This is a genomic window from Streptomyces sp. WAC06614, assembly GCF_003949795.1.
GTDB lineage: Bacteria > Actinomycetota > Actinomycetes > Streptomycetales > Streptomycetaceae > Streptomyces.
In genome coordinates, this window is sequence record NZ_RPRY01000008.1 from 39926 (window position 1) to 60620 (window position 20695).

General features: G+C 73.2%; 16 protein-coding genes and 2 pseudogenes. 8 read left to right on the forward strand and 10 right to left on the reverse strand.

Annotation, left to right across the window (positions count from 1 at the left end; genetic code table 11):
• The first annotated feature begins 5 nt into the window (after positions 1–5).
• Both EF918_RS02230 and EF918_RS02235 read left to right on the forward strand, forming a co-directional pair.
• Entirely contained in the window at positions 6–404 is a 399-nt protein-coding gene (locus EF918_RS02230) for a hypothetical protein (protein WP_125639685.1), read from the forward strand.
• A gap of 84 nt (positions 405–488) precedes the next feature.
• The gene (locus tag EF918_RS02235; protein WP_125639688.1) at positions 489–1916 is read left to right on the forward strand and encodes a S28 family serine protease; all 1428 of its coding nucleotides are present in this window, start codon (positions 489–491) and stop codon (positions 1914–1916) included.
• 33 nt (positions 1917–1949) lie between these two features.
• On the opposite strand, the gene EF918_RS02240 is transcribed toward EF918_RS02235, so the two are convergent.
• Positions 1950–3734 carry a glycoside hydrolase family 3 protein gene (locus EF918_RS02240; RefSeq protein ID WP_125639691.1) on the reverse strand — a complete coding sequence of 595 codons (1785 nt, stop codon included), beginning with the start codon at positions 3732–3734 and terminating at the stop codon, positions 1950–1952.
• Positions 3735–3743: 9 nt separating this feature from the next.
• Complete coding sequence (locus EF918_RS02245) at positions 3744–4694, reverse strand: LysR family transcriptional regulator (protein WP_125639694.1); 951 nt, start codon at positions 4692–4694, stop codon at positions 3744–3746.
• 82 nt (positions 4695–4776) lie between these two features.
• Between EF918_RS02245 and EF918_RS02250 the strand changes: the two genes are divergently transcribed.
• A complete protein-coding gene (locus EF918_RS02250; RefSeq protein ID WP_125639697.1) occupies positions 4777–5775 on the forward strand; it encodes an EamA family transporter in 999 nt (332 codons plus the stop codon).
• On the opposite strand, the pseudogene EF918_RS37915 reads toward EF918_RS02250, so the two are convergent.
• Positions 5726–6229 (reverse strand): annotated as a pseudogene (locus EF918_RS37915) (GNAT family N-acetyltransferase); the annotation flags it as partial. The gene EF918_RS02250 and the pseudogene EF918_RS37915 sit on opposite strands and share 50 nt — an antisense overlap.
• Positions 6230–6286: 57 nt before the next feature.
• The gene (locus EF918_RS37920; protein ID WP_125639705.1) at positions 6287–6817 is read right to left on the reverse strand and encodes a DUF937 domain-containing protein; all 531 of its coding nucleotides are present in this window, start codon (positions 6815–6817) and stop codon (positions 6287–6289) included.
• A gap of 301 nt (positions 6818–7118) precedes the next feature.
• Here EF918_RS37920 and EF918_RS02265 point away from each other — a divergent pair, with 301 nt between their 5' ends.
• Both EF918_RS02265 and EF918_RS02270 read left to right on the forward strand, forming a co-directional pair.
• Positions 7119–9347, forward strand: a complete 2229-nt coding sequence (locus EF918_RS02265; RefSeq protein ID WP_125639708.1) for an ATP-dependent RecD-like DNA helicase — start codon at positions 7119–7121, stop codon at positions 9345–9347.
• 168 nt (positions 9348–9515) lie between these two features.
• Positions 9516–10805, forward strand: a complete 1290-nt coding sequence (locus EF918_RS02270; protein ID WP_125639711.1) for a citrate synthase — start codon at positions 9516–9518, stop codon at positions 10803–10805.
• A 363-nt stretch (positions 10806–11168) separates the two neighbouring features.
• Here the strand turns inward: EF918_RS02270 and EF918_RS02275 are convergent, their stop codons facing one another.
• From EF918_RS02275 to EF918_RS02285, 3 genes are all read right to left on the reverse strand, one after another.
• Positions 11169–13454 carry a cation-translocating P-type ATPase gene (locus EF918_RS02275; RefSeq protein WP_125639714.1) on the reverse strand — a complete coding sequence of 762 codons (2286 nt, stop codon included), beginning with the start codon at positions 13452–13454 and terminating at the stop codon, positions 11169–11171.
• Positions 13455–13542: 88 nt separating this feature from the next.
• A complete protein-coding gene (locus EF918_RS02280) occupies positions 13543–13776 on the reverse strand; it encodes a heavy-metal-associated domain-containing protein (protein ID WP_125639717.1) in 234 nt (77 codons plus the stop codon).
• An 86-nt stretch (positions 13777–13862) separates the two neighbouring features.
• Positions 13863–14534: a TetR/AcrR family transcriptional regulator gene (locus tag EF918_RS02285; protein ID WP_260609714.1), complete on the reverse strand. Its 672-nt coding sequence runs from the start codon at positions 14532–14534 to the stop codon at positions 13863–13865.
• A gap of 190 nt (positions 14535–14724) precedes the next feature.
• Between EF918_RS02285 and EF918_RS02290 the strand changes: the two genes are divergently transcribed.
• A complete protein-coding gene (locus EF918_RS02290; RefSeq protein WP_125639723.1) occupies positions 14725–16995 on the forward strand; it encodes an MMPL family transporter in 2271 nt (756 codons plus the stop codon).
• 45 nt (positions 16996–17040) lie between these two features.
• Here EF918_RS02290 and EF918_RS02295 read toward each other — a convergent pair whose 3' ends face one another.
• From EF918_RS02295 to EF918_RS02305, 3 genes are all read right to left on the reverse strand, one after another.
• A complete protein-coding gene (locus tag EF918_RS02295) occupies positions 17041–17241 on the reverse strand; it encodes an AlpA family transcriptional regulator (protein WP_125639726.1) in 201 nt (66 codons plus the stop codon).
• A 222-nt stretch (positions 17242–17463) separates the two neighbouring features.
• Positions 17464–18507: a Gfo/Idh/MocA family protein gene (locus tag EF918_RS02300; RefSeq protein WP_125639729.1), complete on the reverse strand. Its 1044-nt coding sequence runs from the start codon at positions 18505–18507 to the stop codon at positions 17464–17466.
• A 13-nt stretch (positions 18508–18520) separates the two neighbouring features.
• Entirely contained in the window at positions 18521–19435 is a 915-nt protein-coding gene (locus EF918_RS02305; protein WP_125639732.1) for a sugar phosphate isomerase/epimerase, read from the reverse strand.
• A gap of 47 nt (positions 19436–19482) precedes the next feature.
• On the opposite strand from EF918_RS02305, the gene iolC reads away from it, so the two are divergent.
• Both iolC and EF918_RS02315 read left to right on the forward strand, forming a co-directional pair.
• Positions 19483–20445, forward strand: coding sequence for a 5-dehydro-2-deoxygluconokinase (gene iolC / locus EF918_RS02310; RefSeq protein ID WP_260609715.1), 963 nt, complete (start codon positions 19483–19485; stop codon positions 20443–20445).
• A pseudogene (locus EF918_RS02315) lies at positions 20436–20695 on the forward strand (hypothetical protein); the annotation flags it as partial. The gene iolC and the pseudogene EF918_RS02315, both read left to right, overlap by 10 nt.

Below are 20695 nucleotides of genomic sequence, written 5' to 3' on the forward strand. Positions count from 1 at the left end.
GAATCGTGTTCCAGCCAACGGGAAGGGCGGGCCGTTCCGTCGTCGCCCTGGGGGTGTTCGCGGCCGGACTGGGCCTGGCCGCCGCCGGCCTCGCCGCACCCCGCGCCGAGGCGGCCACCCGCGGCTGCCGGGGCGAACTCGCCCACACCCTGGCCCTTCCCGACGGCGAGATGCGCATCTACCGCACCCGCACCCAGGCCTGCGCCGTCACCGTCTCGCACCACCCCGGCACCCGGGACCACCTGGCCGTCAGCATCCAGCCGCGCGGCGGGGTCCCGGTGCGGGAGGCGGGCCGGTTCACCCACTTCGCCGGACCCGTCACCGTGCACACGGTCAGCCGCTGCGTCTACGCGCGCGGCGAGATCGGCCGCGAGGCGGTCGCCTCCGGCTGGATCCTGTGCTGACACTGCGGCCCAACCAGGTCTGTTCACCGCCCTGTTGATCCCGCTAGGTTCACCGCGACCGCAGTGAACTCAAGGGGAGGGTGAATGCGCAAGGCGCTCAGATGGCTGCTGTCGCTCGTGGTGCTCATAGGCACCATGGGCGCGGCCGGCGTCACGGCCCGGGCGGCCACCGCCGCAGGGCCGGTGACCGGCCCGGACATCAAGGACCAGATCCTGGCCGTTCCGGGGATGAGCCTGATCGAGGAGAAGCCGTACCCCGGCTACCGCTTCTTCGTACTCACCTACGAGCAGCCGGTCGACCACCGGCAGCCGTGGAAGGGCACCTTCAAGCAGCGCTTCACGCTGCTGCACAAGGACACGACCCGCCCCACGGTCTTCTTCACCTCCGGCTACAACGTCAACCCCAACCCGCGCCGCAGTGAGCCGACGACCATCGTCGACGGCAACCAGGTGTCGCTGGAGTACCGGTTCTTCACCCCCTCCCGGCCCGACCCGGCCGACTGGGGGAACCTGGACATCTGGCAGGCCGCCAGCGACCAGCACCGCCTCTTCACCGCCCTGAAGGCGATCTACCCCAAGAACTGGCTGGCCACGGGCGGCAGCAAGGGCGGCATGACCGCCACGTACTACGAGCGCTACTACCCGCGCGACATGGACGGGGTGGTCGCGTACGTCGCGCCCAACGACGTCGTCAACGACGAGGACTCGGCCTACGACCGGTTCTTCAAGAAGGTCGGCACCAAGGAGTGCCGCGACAAGCTGAACGCCGTGCAGCGCGAGGCCCTCGTCCGGCGTGAGCCGCTGGAGGCCAAGTACGCCGCGTACGCCGCCGACAACGGCTACACCTTCACCACCGTCGGCACCCTGGACAAGGCCTACGAGGCGGTCGTCCTGGACTACGTCTGGGCCTTCTGGCAGTACAGCCTGCTCGCCGACTGCGCCACGATCCCGGACGCCGCCACCGCCACCGACCAGCAGATCTGGGACACGGTCGACGCCATCTCCGGCTTCTCGGCGTACACCGACCAGGGCCTGCAGACCTACACGCCGTACTACTACCAGGCCGGCACCCAGCTCGGTTCGCCCGACATCAAGCAGCCCCACCTGGGCAACCTCAGCCGCTACGGCTACCAGCCGCCGCGCAACTTCGTGCCGCGCGAGATCCCGATGACCTTCCAGCCGGGGGTCATGGCGGACGTCGACCGCTGGGTGCGCACCCACGCCGAGCGCATGCTCTTCGTGTACGGCCAGAACGACCCGTGGGGCGCCGAACCGTTCCGCCTCGGCTACACCGTCCGCGACAGCTACGTGATGATCGCGCCGGGCGCCAACCACGGCGCGAACGTCGCCAAGCTGCTCGACGGCGAGAAGGCCCTGGCCACCGCGAAGATCCAGGAGTGGGCGGGCGTGAGCCCGGCCGCCGGTGCCCGGGCCGCGGCCCCGGCCCCGCTGGCCGCCCCGGACGCCTACCTCGACCAGCCCGAGGGCCGCGCCGCGCAGCTGCGCCGGTAGGCCCGTGTCGGAGCCCCGCTGGGCGGCGTGCCGTCAGTACGTCAGCCCGTGGCCCAGCGGGTAGCGGCCCGGCACGGGCACCGGAAGGTGCCCGGCCGGCCGCACCGCGCCCGTGAGCACCCGGGCCGCGGCCCGCATCTCCACGTCCGTCCAGGAGTACGTCGCCAGCTCCGCCGCGCACCGCGGCAGCCGGGCGGCGTCGTACGGATTGCGCACCGCCACGGCCACCACCGGCACGCCCGTCGCCACCAGGTCCGTCACCAGCGTGCGCTGCGGACTCTCGCCCTCCGGCACGTTGTACGTGCACACCAGCACCGCCTCGTGCCCCGGGGCCGCCGCCACCGCCCGCTCGGGCGGCACGGCCGTCGCCGCGCAGCCCAGCGCCGTCAGCTCCCGGGCCAGGACCGCCGTGGGCGGACCCGTGGTGCCGCTCGGCGAGACCGGGTCGGCGCCCGTGACCAGCAGCCGGGGCAGGGCCGCCGGGTCCAGCGGGAGCAGCCCGTCCGGGTTGGCGAGCAGGGTGGTGGTGCCCGCCGCGATCTCGTCCGCCGCCGTCCGGTGCGCGGGCGTGCCGACCGCCGCCGTCACCCGGCCCGGCGAGGTCCACGGATCGCTGAACAGGGCCCGGCGGGCCTTGAGCTCCAGGATCCGCAGGACCGATTCCTCGATCCGCCGCTCGGTCAGTTCGCCCGAGCGGACCGCGGCCAGCACGCCGGCGTGCGCCAGCGGCAGGTCCGGCGGGTTGAGCAGCTGGTCGCAGCCGGCGAGCAGGGCCAGTACCGGCACCCGGTCGTCCCCGTACTTCTGGCGGACCCCCGCCATGTCCAGGGCGTCGGTGGTCACCACCCCGCGAAAGCCCAGGCGTTCGCGCAGCACCCCCGTGATGACCGGCCGTGACAGCGTGGCCGGGTCCCCGGACGGGTCCAGCGCCGGCACCACCAGGTGCGCGGTCATCACCGCGTCCACCCCGGCCGCCACCGCCGCCCGGAACGGCGGTTCGTCCAGCTCCTCCCACTCGGCCCGGCTGTGCTCCAGCACCGGCAGGCCCACGTGGCTGTCCGTCGCCGTGTCCCCGTGGCCCGGGAAGTGCTTGGCCGTGGCCGCGACCCCGGCCGCCTGGTACCCGGTCACCTGGGCGGCCACCAGGGTCGCCACCTGCTCCGGGTCCGCGCCGAACGACCGTACGCCGATCACCGGGTTGGCCGGGTTCACGTTGACGTCCGCGACCGGCGCGTAGTCCATCCGGATGCCCATCGCGGCCAGCTCCGTGCCCGCGATCGCCGCGGCCCGGCGGGCCGCGGCGGCCGAGCCCCCGGCGCCCAGGGCCATCGCCCCCGGCAGCAGGGTGGCCGGGGCTCCGATCCGGGCGATGATCCCGTGCTCCTGGTCGGTCGACAGCAGCAGCGGGATCCGCGCGCCGCTGGTCAGGGCCGCCTGCTGGAGCCCGTTGGACAGGGCGGCGATCTGCTGCGGGGAGCGGGTGTTGTGCGCCCAGGCGAAGTAGATGATCCCGCCCAGGTGGTAGCGGGCCACCAGTTCGGCGGCGGTGGACACCCCGAACCGGGCCCGGTTCGCCTCGGCGTCCTCGGGGTCGGGATCGGTCGCCGAATGCCCGTAGGCACGGCTGACGAACAGCTGGCCGACCTTCTCGGCCAGGCTCATCCGCGCCACCAGTCGCCCGGCCCAGGACCGGTCGCCCGGCTCCGGTCCGGCGGGCGCGCCGCCCGGGACCACGGAGGCGGCGGAGGCCCCGGCGGCCGAGACGGCCGCCACGGCGGCTGCGGCGAGCAGGGTGCGGCGGGACGCGTGGTACGGCACCCGGGCACGCTACTGCGGGGCCGGCGCCCCCGGCCCGGGGACACTCGCCCGGTCCCCCGTACGGGCCCGGGCCCAGTGCTCCTGGAGGGTCCGGACGGCCTCCTGGATCGCCGGCCGGCGGGCCGCCCCGGTCCGCCACAGCGCGTACAGCCGCCGCAGCGGCGCGGGTTCGAGGGGGACGGCCACCGCGCCCGGCGGCAGCGGGCCGGTGCCCAGGTGCGGCACCACGGCGATCCCGAGCCCGGCCGCCACCAGGGCGACCAGGGTGTGGTTCTCCTCGGCCACGTGCACCACGTCCGGTTCGAAACCGGCCGCCCGCACGGTGCGCACCAGCCAGTCGTGGCACACCCGGCCGGGCGGCTGGCAGACCCAGCGGTGGCCGCCCAGTTCGTCGTGGCGCACCACCGCGCGCCCGGCGAACGGATGGTCCGCGGGGACGATCAGGTCGCACCGCTCCGAGCCCAGGAAGACCTGCTCCAGCCCCTCGGGCGCGGGCAGCGGGGCGCTGTCCCAGTCGTGCGCGACCGCCAGGTCGGTGACCCCCTTGACCACCAGGTCCACCGACAGGTGCGGGTCCACCTCCGACAGCCGTACGTCCAGCTCCGGATGGCGACGGGCCAGGTCGGCGAGCACGCCCGGCAGCAGCCCGCGCGCCGCCGAGGAGAACGCGGCCACCGTCAGCAGCCCGCCCGGCCGGCCCCGCCGCTCCTCCAGGCCGGTCTCGGCGCGTTCCACCAGGGCCAGCAACTCCTGGGCGCAGGAGGCCAGGTGGCGCGCCTCCTCGGTGAGCGCTACCCCGCGCCCGCGGCGCTCCAGCAGCGTGGTCCGGGTCTCCCGCTCCAGCTTGGCGATCTGCTGGGAGACGGCGGACGGGGTGTAGCCGAGGGCGGCCGCCGCGCCCGCGACCGAGCCGTGGACGGCGACCGCGTGCAGGGCGCGCAGCCGGGACAGGTCGAGCATGCGGCAATCGTAAGCAACGCTTCATCCGAACCGGAAGAGATCCGCGCTGGTGCTGAACGGTCGGTGCGCCGAAGCTCGGAGCATGCGTCCCGTTCACCTTGCACTCGCCGTCCTCGTCGCCGCCGTCTGGGGATTCAACTTCGTCGTCATCGAGATCGGACTCGGCCACTTCCCGCCCCTGCTGCTGTCCGCCCTGCGCTTCCTGGCCGCCGCGCTGCCCGCGGTGTTCTTCGTCGGACCGCCCAAGGTCGCCTGGAAGTGGATCGTCGGGGTCGGACTGTCCCTGGGCGTGGCCAAGTTCGGCCTGGTGTTCACCGGCATGGCCGCGGGCATGCCGGCCGGACTGTCCTCCCTGGTGCTCCAGGTCCAGGCCGTCTTCACGGCGCTGTTCGCCGCCGTCGCGCTGCGCGAGCGGCCCGGCCGGACCCGGCTGGCGGGCATGGCCGTGGCGCTGGCGGGGATCGCCGTCGCCGCGGTGGACCAGGGCGCCTCCGGGCCCGTGCTCGGCTTCGTCCTGGTGGTCGCGGGCGCGGTCTGCTGGGGCGTGTCCAACGTGCTGACCCGCAAGGCCGCGCCGCCGGACGCGCTGAACTTCATGGTGTGGGTGTGCACGGTCCCGGTGCTCCCGCTGGCGGCCCTGTCGCTGCTGCTGGAGGGCCCGGACCGGGACCTGGCCGCGCTGCGGTCCCTGGACTGGTCCGGGGCGGCCGTCATCGGCTACGTCGCCTGGATCTCGACCGTGTTCGGGTTCGGCGCGTGGGGGTACCTGCTGCGCCGCTACCCGGCCTCGGCGGTGGCCCCGTTCAGCCTGCTGGTGCCGGTCTTCGGGATGTCCTCGGCGGCGCTGGTGCTGGGGGAGCAGGTCTCGGGTCTGCGCTGGCTGGCCGCCGTGCTCCTGGTCGGCGGGGTGGCGCTGACCTCCCTGACGCCGGCCGGGGCGGGCGGGCGTGCGGCGGATGCCCGTTCCGCGGGCGCTCCGGCCCGCTCCGGTGCGGGCCGGGCGGAGGCCGGTGCGGCGGTCGGTGCCGAGGTCAGTACGGCCGCTGCTGCTGGAGCGGAAGCCGCCAGTCCTGCCCGATGAGGCCGACCCCGAACGAGCGGTGCGGCTCCTCCGCGACCAGGGCGAAGCCGGCCCGCTCGTAGAGGCGGCGGGCCGACAGCAGGACGTCGTTGGTCCACAGCACCAGCTCGCGGTAGCCGACCGAGCGGGCGAAGTCGACCACGGCCCGCACCAGCAGGGTGCCGACGCCGTGGCCGCGGCCCGCCGGATCCACCAGCAGCAGCCGCAGCCGCGCGGTGCCGGGGGCGTCGCCGTCCCGGACGCACATCACCGAGCCGACCCGGCGGCCGTCCAGCTCGGCGATCCAGACCCGTTCCAGGTAGGGGTCGTGGTCCTCGGCGAAGTCGGCGACGATCCGGGCCACCAGGCCCTCGAACTCGGTGTTCCAGCCGTACTCGGCGGCGTACAGCGCGCCGTGGCGCTCCACGATCCAGCCGAGGTCGCCCGGTTCGGGGTCCCGCAGTCGTACGTCTTCCTGCCCGGCCATGGGCCGGATTCTAGGCGGGCCGGGCGGTCCCGGCCCGCCGAACGCTCACTTCTTGCCGCCGAGGATGCTGCCCAGGAGGTCCCCGAGGTCGGGGCCCTCGGACGCGGGGCCGCCGGCGGGGGCGGCGCCCGGGGCCGCGCCGGCCCGCGGGGCGCTCCCCTTGCCCGCGCGCTTGGCGAGGACGGCCAGGACGACCGGGACCAGCATCTCGACGACCCGGCTGACGGCCGGGGCGGGCAGACCGGTCTTCTTCGCGACGGCGTCGGCCACGGGCTTGGCCACCTTGGCGAGCACCCCGGCCATCATCCCGCCGCCCAGCAGGCCGCCGAGGCCGCCGCCGAGCGTGGCGACGCCCTGCAGCGGCTGCTGGTCGGCCACCTCGGCGAAGGCCTGGCGGACCTCGTCGCCGCCGTCCCCGTCGGCCCGCTCCCGGAGCCCGCCGGCGAGGGCGCCGACCGTGGTGTCCACGGCCTCGCGGGCGCCGTTCGCGTCGGTGCCGAGCAGCCCGGCGATCTCCTGGAGCTTGTCGTCACCGAGCTCGTCGATGACGTCGTCCTGGAACGAAGATTCACTCATGCCGGAAACGCTACGTGCGTGGTGATTTGACGGCACGTCGACGCGCCTGCCCCGGGCCGTTCGGTAACGGAAAAATAAAGTCCGCTCAGGGTGTGCAACCGTTCGCGGGCGCCGCGGGTCGTACGGTGCGTCGGAACTTCCGGGAGGGGATCTGGGGGGATCGGGAAGTCCGACGAGGGAGGGGTAACCGTGAGGGGGTCCGGCCGTCGGCCGGGCCCCCTTCATCGTGGGCGCGGCCTGGAGAAGGGCCGGTTGTCCACAGGGCCGCCGCGGTGTCGGTGCGCGGCGGTAACGTCGGGCCATGTCCAATCTGGCGGTGGTCGAAGGGGTACTCGAGCGGATCACCTACGCCAACGAGGAGAGCGGCTACACCGTGGCCCGGGTCGACACCGGCCGCGGCGGCGGCGAGCTCCTCACGGTGGTGGGTGCCCTGCTCGGCGCGCAGCCCGGCGAATCGCTGCGGATGGAGGGCCGCTGGGGCTCCCACCCGCAGTACGGGCGGCAGTTCGTCTGCGAGAACTACACGACGGTGCTGCCGGCCACCGTCCAGGGCATCCGCCGCTATCTCGGCTCCGGCCTGATCAAGGGCATCGGCCCCCGGATCGCCGACCGCATCGTGGAGCACTTCGGCACCGACACCCTCGACGTGATCGAGGCCGATCCGAAACGGCTGATCGAGGTGCCGGGCCTCGGCCCGAAGCGCACGCGGCTGATCGGCGCCGCCTGGGAGGAGCAGAAGGCCATCAAGGAGGTCATGGTCTTCCTCCAGGGCGTCGGGGTCTCCACCTCCATCGCCGTGCGCATCTACAAGCAGTACGCCGACGCCTCCATCTCCGTGGTGCGGAACCAGCCCTACCGGCTCGCCGCCGACGTGTGGGGCATCGGCTTCCTCACCGCCGACCGCATCGCCCAGTCCGTCGGCATACCCCACGACAGCCCCGAGCGGGTCCGCGCCGGCCTCCAGTACGCCCTGTCGCAGTCCACCGACCAGGGGCACTGCTTCCTGCCCGAGGAGCGGCTCATCGCGGACGGGGTCAAGCTGCTCCAGGTCGACACCGGGCTGGTCATCGAGTGCCTCGCCGACCTCGCCGCCGACCCGGAGGGCGTCGTACGGGAGACCGTGCCCGACCCGGCCGGCGGCGACCCGCTGACCGCGGTCTACCTGGTGCCGTTCCACCGGGCCGAGCTGTCGTTGACCGGGCAGTTGCGGCGGCTGCTCCACGCCGAGGAGGACCGGATGCCGGGCTTCCAGGACGTCGACTGGGAGCGGGCGCTGGGCTGGCTCGCCGGGCGGACCGGGGCCGACCTCGCCCCGGAGCAGCGGGACGCGGTGCGCCTCGCGCTGACCCGTAAGGTCGCCGTCCTCACCGGCGGGCCGGGCTGCGGCAAGTCCTTCACCGTCCGCTCGATCGTGGAGCTGGCCCGCGCCAAGAAGGCCAAGGTGGTGCTGGCCGCGCCCACCGGCCGGGCCGCCAAGCGGCTGTCGGAGCTCACCGGCGCCGAGGCCTCCACCGTGCACCGGTTGCTGGAGCTCAAGCCCGGCGGGGACGCGGCGTACGACCGGGACCGGCCGCTGGACGCCGACCTCGTGGTGGTCGACGAGGCCTCGATGCTGGATCTGCTGCTGGCGAACAAGCTGGTCAAGGCCGTGGCCCCGGGCGCCCACCTGCTGTTCGTGGGTGATGTGGACCAGCTGCCCTCCGTCGGCGCGGGCGAGGTGCTGCGGGACCTGCTGGCCGAGGGCGGCCCGGTTCCCGCGGTGCGGCTCACCCGGATCTTCCGCCAGGCCCAGCAGTCGGGCGTGGTCACCAACGCCCACCGGATCAACTCCGGGGTGCCCCCGCTGACCGAAGGCCTGCCGGACTTCTTCCTCTTCGCCGAGGAGGACAACGAGGCGGCCGGCCGGCTCACGGTGGACGTCGCGGCCCGCCGGATCCCGGCCCGGTTCGGCCTGGACCCCCGCCGTGACGTGCAGGTCCTCGCGCCCATGCACCGCGGCCCGGCCGGGGCCGGCACGCTCAACGGGCTGCTCCAGGAGGCCATCACCCCGGCCCGGCCCACGGTGGCCGAGAAGCGGTTCGGCGGCCGGGTCTTCCGGGTGGGCGACAAGGTCACCCAGATCCGCAACAACTACGAGAAGGGCGCCAACGGCGTCTTCAACGGCACCGTCGGCGTGGTCACCGCCCTGGACCTCGACGAGCAGCGGCTCACGGTGCGCACGGAGGAGGACGAGGAGGTCGGCTACGAGTTCGGCGAGCTCGACGAGCTCGCCCACGCCTACGCCGTCACCATCCACCGTTCCCAGGGGAGTGAATACCCGGCGGTCGTGATCCCGGTCACCACCACGGCTTGGATGATGCTCCAGCGAAATCTTCTCTACACGGCGGTGACCAGGGCGAAGAAACTGGTCGTGCTGGTCGGTTCCCGCAAGGCCCTGGGGCAGGCGGTGCGTACGGTTTCCGCAGGCAGGAGGTACACCGCGGTCGCGGCTAGGCTGTCCGGCCGCATACCGGTGGGAATCATCCCCTAGGGTTTTGGCTACCGGCGCGGAGGGGGCAGGATGTTCAGGTTGGGCGGCACTGAGTGCCGTCTTCAACACCAAAGGCCGACCCCGAGTGCACTCTCCTGCGCCAAATGGGGGAAGGTAGAGGCAGTCAGGGCACCTCGAAGAAGAGGCACTACGTCGGTGAGGGATGACGTGAGCGACAACTCTGTAGTACTCCGGTACGCGGACGGTGAATACACCTACCCGGTGGTCGACAGCACCGTCGGTGACAAGGGCTTCGACATCGCGAAGCTGCGGGCCCAGACCGGTCTGGTCACCCTGGACAGCGGCTACGGGAACACCGCGGCCTACAAGTCCGCCATTACCTACCTCGACGGTGAGCAGGGCATCCTGCGCTACCGGGGTTACCCCATCGAGCAGCTGGCCGAGCGCTCGACCTTCCTCGAGGTCGCGTACCTGCTGATCAACGGTGAGCTGCCGACCGTCGACCAGCTCGCGTCGTTCCGCAACGAGATCACCCAGCACACGCTGCTGCACGAGGACGTCAAGCGCTTCTACGACGGCTTCCCGCGCGACGCGCACCCGATGGCCATGCTGTCCTCCGTGGTCAGCGCGCTGTCGACGTTCTACCAGGACAGCCACAACCCGTTCGACGAGAAGCAGCGCCACCTCTCGACGATCCGGCTGCTCGCCAAGCTCCCGACGATCGCCGCGTACGCGTACAAGAAGTCGGTCGGCCACCCGGTGGTCTACCCGCGTAACGACCTCGGCTACGTCGAGAACTTCCTGCGCATGACCTTCTCCGTGCCGGCCCAGGAGTACGAGCTCGACCCGGTGGTCGTCTCCGCGCTCGACAAGCTGCTGATCCTGCACGCGGACCACGAGCAGAACTGTTCCACCTCCACCGTCCGCCTGGTGGGCTCCTCGCAGGCGAACATGTTCGCCTCCATCTCCGCCGGCATCAGCGCCCTGTGGGGCCCGCTGCACGGTGGCGCCAACCAGTCCGTGCTGGAGATGCTCCAGGGCATCTCGGCCGGCGGCGGCGACGTGGACTCCTTCATCCGCAAGGTGAAGAACAAGGAGGACGGCGTCCGTCTGATGGGCTTCGGCCACCGCGTCTACAAGAGCTTCGACCCCCGGGCGAAGATCATCAAGGCGGCCGCCCACGACGTGCTCTCCGCCCTCGGCAAGAGCGACGAGCTGCTCGACATCGCGCTCAAGCTGGAGGAGCACGCGCTCGCCGACGAGTACTTCGTCGAGCGCAACCTCTACCCGAACGTGGACTTCTACACCGGTCTGATCTACCGGGCCATGGGCTTCCCGACCGAGATGTTCACCGTGCTCTTCGCGCTCGGCCGCCTTCCCGGCTGGATCGCCCAGTGGCACGAGATGATCAAGGAGCCGGGTTCCCGCATCGGCCGCCCGCGCCAGATCTACACCGGCGAGGTCCTGCGCGACTTCGTCCCGGTCGAGGCCCGCTGACCCCAGGCCCGCTGACCCGAGTCCGCTGAACGGGCCCTGCCGAGCAGGGCCCGTCGGGCAAGCGAAAAGCGCCCCGCCGTCGATCCCCCCACGGGTCGACGGTCGGGGCGCTTTCCTTTCCCCGGAACGGATTCCCCCCACGGGACCCGAACCGGGGCGTCGGTGTCTGCCGGGACCCGTACGGGTCGGGAAGGCCGCTCAAAGCTCCCACGGGCACGCGCCCCGGCCGGCTGCGCCGGGCGTCCCCCAAGACGTCCCTGGCTCGCCCCATTAGACCCGCGACCACCCCGGATGGTTACGTTCCCGTCACTGTGATCTGCGTCTCCTGTGAAGGAGGTGTGTGGGCGGCGAGGAGGTCGGACACTAGCGGAAGCGGCGCAACCGGAGGCTGTTGGTGACCACGAACACCGAGGAGAAGGCCATGGCCGCCCCGGCGATCATCGGGTTGAGGAGTCCGGCGGCGGCCAGCGGCAGGGCCGCCAGGTTGTAGCCGAACGCCCAGAACAGGTTGCCCTTGATGGTCGCCAGGGTGCGGCGGGAGAGCCGGATGGCGTCCGCGGCGACCCTCAGGTCCCCGCGCACCAGGGTGAGGTCCCCGGCCTCGATGGCGGCGTCGGTACCGGTGCCCATCGCGAGCCCGAGGTCGGCCTGGGCCAGGGCGGCCGCGTCGTTGACCCCGTCGCCCACCATGGCGACCGTACGGCCCTCCGCCTGGAGCGCGCGGACGACGTCCACCTTGTCCTGGGGGAGCACCTCGGCGATCACCCGTTCGATGCCCACCTGACGAGCCACGGTGTCGGCCACGGCCCGGTTGTCGCCGGTCAGCAGGATCGGGGTGAGGCCGAGCCCCCGCAGCCGGGTCACCGCCTCGGCGCTGGTCGCCTTCACGGCGTCCGCGACCGTCAGCACGCCCCGGGCCTCGCCGTCCCAGGCCACCAGGACCGCCGTCGACCCCTGCGCCTCGGCCTCCGCCTTCGCGGCGGCGAGCGGGGCGGGCAGGGCGATCGACCAGTCGGTCAGCAGCCGCTCCCGGCCGACGAGGACGGCGTGTCCGTCGACCACGCCCTGGACGCCGAGCCCGGGGACGTTGCGGAAGCCCTCGGGGACGGGCAGGGTGCCGGTCCGGTCGATGGCGCCGGTGGCGATCGCCCGGGCGACGGGGTGCTCGGAGGCGTGCTCCAGCGCGCCCGCCAGCCGTAGCAGTTCCTCCTCGTCCACCCCGTCGGCGGGCCGGGCGGCGGTGAGGGCCATCGTGCCGGTGGTGACGGTGCCGGTCTTGTCGAGGACGACGGTGTCGACCTTGCGGGTGGACTCCAGCACCTCGGGGCCCTTGATGAGGATGCCGAGCTGGGCGCCGCGCCCGGTGCCGACCAGGAGGGCCGTGGGCGTGGCCAGGCCCAGGGCGCACGGGCAGGCGATGATCAGTACGGCGACGGCGGCGGTGAACGCGGCGGTGGCGTTGGCCGTGACCAGCCACCAGGTGAGCCAGGTGCCGAGCGAGATCAGCAGGACCACGGGCACGAAGACGGCGGAGATCCGGTCGGCGAGCCGCTGGACCTCGGCCTTGCCGTTCTGGGCGTCCTCGACCAGCTTGGCCATCCGGGCGAGCTGGGTGTCGGCCCCGACCCGGGTGGCCTCGACGACCAGTCGGCCGGCGGTGTTGACCGTGGCGCCGGTGACGGCGTCGCCCGGGCCGACGTCCACGGGCACGGACTCGCCGGTCAGCATGGAGGCGTCCACGGCGGAGGTGCCCTCGACCACGGTGCCGTCGGTGGCGATCTTCTCGCCGGGCCGGACCACGAAGTGCTCGCCGACCGTCAGCCGGGCGACGGGGATGCGGACCTCGGTGCCGCCGCGCAGCACGGTGACGTCCTTGGCGCCCAGTTCCAGCAGGGCCCTCAGGGCGGCGCCCGCCTTGCGCTTGGACCGGGCCTCCAGGTAGCGGCCGAGCAGGATGAAGGTGACGACTCCGGCGGCGACCTCCAGGTACAGGGTCGAGGAGGCGTCCGTACGGGCCAGGGTCAGGTCGAAGCCGTGCCGCATGCCGGGCATGCCGGCGTGGCCGAGGAACAGGGCCCACACCGACCAGGCGAACGCGGCCAGGGTGCCGACCGAGACCAGGGTGTCCATGGTGGCGGCGCCGTGGCGCGCGTTGGTCCAGGCGGCCCGGTGGAAGGGCAGGGCGCCCCAGACGGCCACGGGCGAGGCCAGGGTGAGGCAGAGCCACTGCCAGTTGTCGAACTGCAGGGCCGGGACCATCGACAGCACGACGACGGGCAGGGCGAGCACGGCCGAGACCAGCAGGCGCTGCCGCAGGGCCGCGAGTTCGGGGTCCTGGGCGGGGGCCGCAGCACCCTCCGCGGCGCCCTCGGGGGCTCCCTCGTCGGCGGCTTCCGGTCCGGGTTCCGGCGGTGGGGGTTCCTCGGCGGTGTAGCCGGTCCTCTCCACCGTGGCGATCAGGTCGGCGACCTGGACGTCACCGCCGTAGGAGATCTTGGCCTTCTCGGTGGCGAAGTTCACCGTCGCGGTGACCCCGTCCATCCGGTTGAGCTTCTTCTCGATCCGGGCCGCGCAGGAGGCGCAGGTCATCCCGCCGATCGAGAGTTCCACCGCGGCTATGGGCCCGTCGTGCACAGTGCTGCTGCTCATGTCCGGTTCCAAGGGGGAGGGCCGGGTCGGTTCGGTACCAGTATCAGCTGGCCGGAGCCGACCCGGCGGGTCGACGCTGGGGTGGGGCTCAGGCCCGGTCGGCGAGCGCGTAGCCGGCCTCGTCCACGGCGGCGCGGACGGCGTCCTCGGCGAGCGGGGCGTCGGAGACCACCGTGACCTCGCCGGTGGCGGCGACGGCCTTGACCGAGGTGACCCCGGGGAGCGCGGAGAGCTCGGCGGTCACCGCGCCCTCGCAGTGCCCGCAGGTCATGCCGGTCACGCGGTAGACGGTGGTGGTCCGGGTGTCCGTCTCGGCGGTCATGTCGTTCTCCTCTTCAGGGGCGTGTCGGGTCGGCGGCAGGCCGCGACCGTACGCCCCGGCCTTCCACCACACTCGACTATATACCCCTAGGGGGTATCGAGGCGAGCATCTCCGGCGGCCGTCCCGGGTGTCGCGGCGACCATCGGCTCCAGGTAGCGCAGCAGTACGGTCTTGAGCTCGGCGACGTAGGCGGCGCGCTCGTCCCCCTCGGTGGCGAGGATCAGGTCGAGGGACGACTTGATGATGCCGAGGGTCATGTTCGAGACGTGGCGCAGGACGGTCGGGTCCGCGTCCGGGGCGAAGGTGTGCAGGATCCCCTCCACCCGGGCCAGCAGGCCGGTGTGCAGCTCCTCGTGCTCCTGGGCGATGCCGGGCACCCCGGAGCCGTGCATCAGGGCCCAGAAGGCCGGGTTCTCGCAGTTGAACGCGATGACCGGGTCGAGAACCGCGTCCAGCAGCTGGGGCAGCGGCTTGTCCAGGTTCTCCGGCAGGAAGGCCTGTCCGTGCATCTCGTGCGCGCGCCGGAGCAGCTGGCCGCCCAGCTCGACGGCGATGGCCTCCTTGTTCGGGAAGAACTGGTAGAGCGTGCCCGGCGAGACGCCGGCCTCCCGTGCGATCGCGTTCGTGCTGGCGGCGGCGTAGCCGGTGCGGCAGAACACGCCGGCCGCGGCCGCCAGGAGCTGGGCGATCCGCCGCTCCCCGCGGGCCTGCCGGCGGCGTGGCGCGGCCGTCTTCTTGGCGCTCCCGGATTCCGGCACTTCATCCCCTTTGCTGTGCGTGCTTCTCGTGGGTGATTGACAAACGCGAGGGGTCACTCGCATTCTGAGGTGGTGAATGCGAGCGGTGGCTCGTGTTTTCAGTGTATTTCCGTCGTGGTCCGTTCGTGGTCGAAGTACATCGTGGTCGACGGTGCGCTTCGCGGTGGAAGGTGGAGGGGGACACCGCGTCATGTCCGATGTCAGGAAACCGCCGGGAGGCGGGGGCTGGACCCGGTTCGTCACGGCCCGGCCGCGCCTGTCGCTGCTGCTCACGCTGTTCGTCACGGCCCTGGCCGTGCTCGCCGGCGGCGGGGTGGCCGACCGGCTCGGCAGCGGCGGCTGGGAGGACCCGGCCGCCCGGTCCACCTGGGCCGCCGAGGCACTGGAGCGCGAGTTCCCCGCCTCCCAGCCCAATCTGCTGCTGCTCGTGGACGCCGGTCCGGCCGGGGTGGACGATCCCGCGGTCGCCGCCGAGGCCGGCCGGCTCGCGGGGCGGCTCGCCGCCGAACCGGGGGTCGTCGGGGTCGGCTCGTACTGGGCCACCGGACTGCCCGGCCTGCGCTCCGAGGACGGCCGGCAGGCGCTGATCACCGCCCGGGTGCAGGGCGAGGAGAAGACCGCCTCCCGGACCCTGGAGCGGATCGCCCCCGCCTACGGCGGCACCCACGGGCCGGTGCGGGTCTCCCTCGGCGGACCGGTCGCGGTCCAGCGCGAGGTGACCACCACCATCCAGGAGGACCTGCTGCGCGCCGAGCTGATCGCCCTGCCGGTCACCCTCGTCCTGTTGGTCCTGGTCTTCGGCAGCGCCGTGGCCGCCCTGCTGCCGCTCGGCGTCGGGATCGTCGCCATCCTCGGCACCAACGCGGTGCTGCGCGGCCTCACCGAGGTCACCGAGGTCTCGGTCTTCGCCCTGAACCTCACCACCGCGCTCGGTCTCGGACTCGCCGTCGACTACGCCCTGTTCATCGTGCGGCGCTTCCGGGAGGAGCTCGCGGCGGGCCGGGAGCCGGCAGAGGCGGTCGGGGCCACCCTGCGCACCGCAGGGCGCACCGTGCTCTTCTCGGCGCTGACCGTCGCGGTCGCCCTCTCCGCCATGCTCTTCTTCCCGATGTACTTCCTGCGCTCCTTCGCCTACGCCGGGATCGCGGTCGTCCTGATCGCGGCGGCCGCCGCCCTGATCCTGCTCCCGGCCGCCCTGGTCCTGCTGGGCCGGCGGGTGGACGCCCTGGACCTGCGCCGGCTGTGGCGGCGCGGCCGGGCCCGGGGCGCCGACGCCCCGGCCGGCGGCGGGCGGGCCTGGGCGCGCTCGGCGGCGCTGGTGATGCGCCGGGCCCCGCTGTTCGCCGCGGGCACCACGGCGGCGCTGCTGCTGCTCGGACTGCCCTTCCTCGGGGTGAAGTTCGGCACCGTCGACGACCGGCAGCTCCCGGCCACGGCCCCCTCCCACCTGGTCCAGCAGCAGATCCGGGACCACTTCCCCGCCGCCCCCGGGGCCTCCCTGGTGGTCCTGACCGAGGGGACCGCGGGCGAGGCCGACTACGCCGCCTACCGCGGCCGCCTCCAGGCGCTGCCCGGCGTGGTCGGGGTCGACGGGCCGGTGACCTCGGGCCGGTACGCCTACTTCACCGTCCTCGGCGAGGGGGAGGCTGCCGGGCAGCCGGCGCAGGACCTGGTCGGCCGGGTACGCACGGTCGAGGCGCCCTTCGGGACGGCCGTCGCCGGCGAGGCGGCCCGGCTGGTCGACACAAGGCACGCCATCGCCGAGCAACTGCCCTGGGCGCTGGGCCTGATCGTGGTCGCGACCCTGCTGCTGGTCTTCCTGCTCACCGGGAGCGTGCTGATACCGGTCCAGGCCGTCGTGCTCAACGCGCTGAGTCTGACGGCCATGTTCGGAGCGGTGGTGTGGGTCTTCCAGGAGGGCCATCTCGCAGGCCCGCTGTCCTTCACCCCGACCGGGGACATCGAGACCACCCTGCCGGTGCTGATGTTCTGCATCGCCTTCGGACTCTCCATGGACTACGGGGTGTTCCTCATATCCCGGATCAAGGAGGAGTACGACCGCACCGGCGACCACGAAGGCGCGGTCCGCACCGGACTGGCCCGCACCGGCGGGCTGATCACGGCGGCGGCGGTGATCCTCGCGGTGGTGATGGTGGGCATCGGAGCCTCCCGGGTGACCAACACCAAGATGCTGGGGCTCGGCATCGCCCTGGCGGTCCTCATGGACGCGATGGTGGTGCGCAGTCTGCTGGTCCCGGCGGTGATGAAGCTGACCGGCCGGGCCACCTGGTGGGCACCGGGCCCGCTGCGCCGGCTGCACGAACGGTTCGGCCTGAGCGAGGGCGAGGGCCCGGCCGGGGCCGAGGCCGGGGGCACGTCGGGGGGCGAGTCCGGTGGCGTGGACGAAGGGGGGCCACAGGCGGGGGACCCGTCCGGGAAGGCCCTGGCGGGCAGCCGCTGACGGTGGCGGGGCCCGGGGCGGGCCCCGCCACTCCCGGCACGCCGCTCAGCCGTCGCGCCGGCCCCGGTTGCCGGGGCGCTGGGCCACCCAGGCCCGGATCGTGTCCGCGTACCAATAGGGCTTGCCGCCCTCCACATGATCGGGCGGGGGGAGGAGCCCATGCTTGCGGTAGGAGCGCACGGAGTCGGGCTGGACCCGGATGTGGGCGGCGATCTCCTTGTACGACCACAGCTTCCGGTCGGTCATGGCACACCTCCTTGTCCACGCCCCAGGGGCGGCCGGGAGGCCGTCGGGGGAGCCGGGGCGCGGACGCGACGATCACGCGAGTTGTGCCCGGAGAACGACAGCCGGTGACTGTCGGAGAGCGGTTGTGGACCGGCTGTGACGGAAGGGCCGCGTAATGCGGACATGTGTGACACGGGAGCGATTCCTGTGACGCCAGCGCCACAGGAATCGCGGGACCGGCGGTCAGGGCGAGGCAGGAGGACGGGAGGAGGAAAGGCGGTAGAGCGGAGGGCGTTCGACCAGGTCCACCAGGGTGCGATGGCCGGTGCGGCGGGCGGTGAGGCCCGCCTCGGAGACGGCCGCGGCCGCGTAACCGTCCCAGGCGTCCGGTCCCTCGACCCGCCCCCGGGCGACCGAGGCCACCCAGCCACGCAGCTGGCGGTCGTAGGCGTCGGCGAAGCGCACGGTGAAGTCCTGGGGGATCTCCCCGCCCCAGCGCCCGGCGGACTGGACGACCATCGCGTGTCCGTCGCCGATCCGTGCGCTGCCGCGCTCGCCGACCGCCTCGCACTGCACCTGGTAGCCGAACCCGCAGTTGACGAAGATCTCCACGTCGACGACCGCCCCTCCGGCGGTCTCCAGCAGCACCAGCTGCGGGTCCTGCAAGCCCTCCGGCACCGCCGACGAGGGTCGCGGGGACAGCACGGACACGGCGGTGACCTCCTGCCCGAGCAGCCAGCGGGCCGCGTCCACCTCGTGCACCACCGAATCGCTGATCAGCATGTCGCTGGTGAAGAACGAGGGGGAGGAGGCGTTGCGGTGCCGGCAGTGCAGGAACAGCGGCCGGCCGATCCCGCCCGCGTCCAGGAGCTCCTTGAGGCGCTCGTACTCGGCGTCGTAGCGTCGCATGAAGCCGACCTGGATGCGGCGCCGGCCGAGCCGCTGCTCGGCCTCCATCACCCGCAGCGCACCCGCCGGGTCCGGGGTCAGCGGCTTCTCGCACAGCACCGGCAGGTCCCGGGCCAGGGCCTGCAGCAGCGCCTCCTCATGGGCCGGGCCCGGCGAGGCGATCAGCACCGCGTCCACCCCGGGCGCGGCTATCGCCGCCGCGGGATCCGTGTGCGCGCTCGCCCCCTCCAGGCCGGCCGCCACCTCCTTGACCCGGTCCCCGTCCGGGTCGGCCACGGCCACCACGCGGGCCCCGCCGACCGTCCGCCCGATCCGGCGGACATGGTCGGCCCCCATCCGGCCGGTGCCGATCACGGCGATGCCGAGTGTGCTGGTCATACGGGTCTCCTCCTCAACGGGCGCCGCAGGAGCGCAAGTACTCCCGGGTGCGGCGGGCGATCGGCAGCGGCCGGTCCGGGTCGCACGGGTACATGTCCTGTTCCACGATGGCGAACAGCTCGGTGCCCAACTCCTGAGCCGCGGCCAGCACCGGCCCCAGGGCCGGCACGCCGGACGGCGGTTCGCACATCACCCCGCGCGCCACCGCCGGACCGAACGGCACCTCCTCGGCCACGACCTCGGCCAGGATCCGCGGATCCACCTGCTTGAGGTGCAGATAGCCGATCCGTTCGCCGTAGGCCTTGATCAGTTCGACGCTGTCGCCGCCGCAGTAGGCGTAGTGACCGGTGTCCAGGCACAGGGAGACCACGTCCGGATCGGTGGCGTCCAGGAAGCGGGCCACGTTCTCCGGGGTGTCCACGTGGGTGTCGGCATGCGGATGCACCTCGATCCGCAACCCGTAGCGCTCCCGCACCTCCCGCCCCAGCCGCTCCGTCTGACGGGCCAGTTCCCGCCATTGACCAGCCGTCAGGACCCGGTCCTCCAGCACCTTCCCCGTCTTGTCGTCCCGCCAGAACGACGGGATGACGACCAGGTGCCCGGCGCCGACGGCCGCGGCGAGCGCGGCGACGCGCGACACGTGCGCCCAGGTGTCCTCCCAGACGGCGGGACCGTGATGGAGTCCGGTGAAGACCGTGCCGGCCGACACCCGGAGCCCGCGCCGGTCCGTCTCCTCGCGCAGCCGCGCGGGATCGGTGGGGAGGTAGCCGTAGGGGCCGAGTTCGATCCACGGGTAGCCGGCCGCCGCGACCTCGTCGAGGAAGCGCTCCCAGCCGGTCTGGTGGGGATCGTCCGGAAACCAGACGCCCCAGGAGTCCGGTGCCGAACCGATACGGATACGGGACAGCGCGGGTGGGGAGGACGTCATGACGGCCACCTTAGGGTGCGAGGTTCGAGGAGACTGGAGGACTGTTCGTGGGCACCGACCCGTTCGACCTGATCACGATGGGCCGGATCGGGGTGGATCTCTACCCGCTCAGAACCGGGGTACCGCTGGCGGAGGCCGACACCTTCGGCAAGTTCCTCGGCGGCTCCGCCGCGAACGTGGCCGTCGCCGCGGCCCGGCTCGGCCGGCGCGTGGCCCTGCTCTCCCGGACCGGCGCGGACCCCTTCGGGGCGTACCTGCGGGCGGAGCTGCGGAACTTCGGCGTGGACGAGCGCTGGGTCGCGGAGGTCGCCGCGTACCCGACGCCGATCACCTTCTGCGAGATCTTCCCGCCCGACCACTTCCCGCTGTACTTCTACCGCCGGCCCAAGGCGCCGGACCTGGAGATCCACCCGGAGGAACTCGACCTGGACGCCGTCCGGGCGGCGCGGATCCTCTGGATGACGGGCACGGGCCTGAGCGCCGAGCCGTCGCGCACCGCGACCCTCACGGCCCTCCGGGCCCGGGCCCGGACCGGGGCCGACGGCACCGGGACGACCGTCTTCGACCTGGACTGGCGCCCGACGCTGTGGGAGGAGAAGCCGCAGCCGTTCTACGCGCAGGCGCTGGAGCAGGCCACGGTGGCCGTCGGCAACGCCGAGGAGGCCGAGGTCGCCACCGGCTGCGCCGAACCACGGGCGGCGGCCAGGGCCCTGCTGGCGGCGGGGCCGGACCTGGCCGTGGTCAAACTCGGCCCCGACGGGGTCTACGCGGTGCACCGCGACGGCACCGAGGCGCAGGTGCCGCCGGTCCGGGTCGAGGTGGTCAACGGCCTGGGCGCCGGCGACGCCTTCGGCGGCGCACTGTGCCACGGCCTGCTGGCGGGCTGGGACCTGGAACGCACCCTCCGCTACGCCAACGCCGCCGGCGCCCTCGTGGCCTCCCGCCTCGCCTGCTCCACGGCGATGCCCTGGCCGTCCGAGGTGGAGGAGGTCCTCACGTCATGCCCCTGACCGCCGAGTGGTCCATGCCCCTGACCCACCTGAAGATCCTCACCTTGACCCCGGCCGAGCCGTACACCTGGCCGTCGGGCCCCGCCGAATGGATCGTCCTCCCCTTGTCGGGCTCCTGCCAGGTCGAATGCACCGCCGTGGCCGCGCCCGAGCCGGACCGGGCCGCGCCGGCGGCCGCCCCGTATCCGGCCCCGCCGGCGGGTGAGGCGCTGGGGGCACCCCCAGCGGTAGCTGGGGGTGCCCCCAGCGC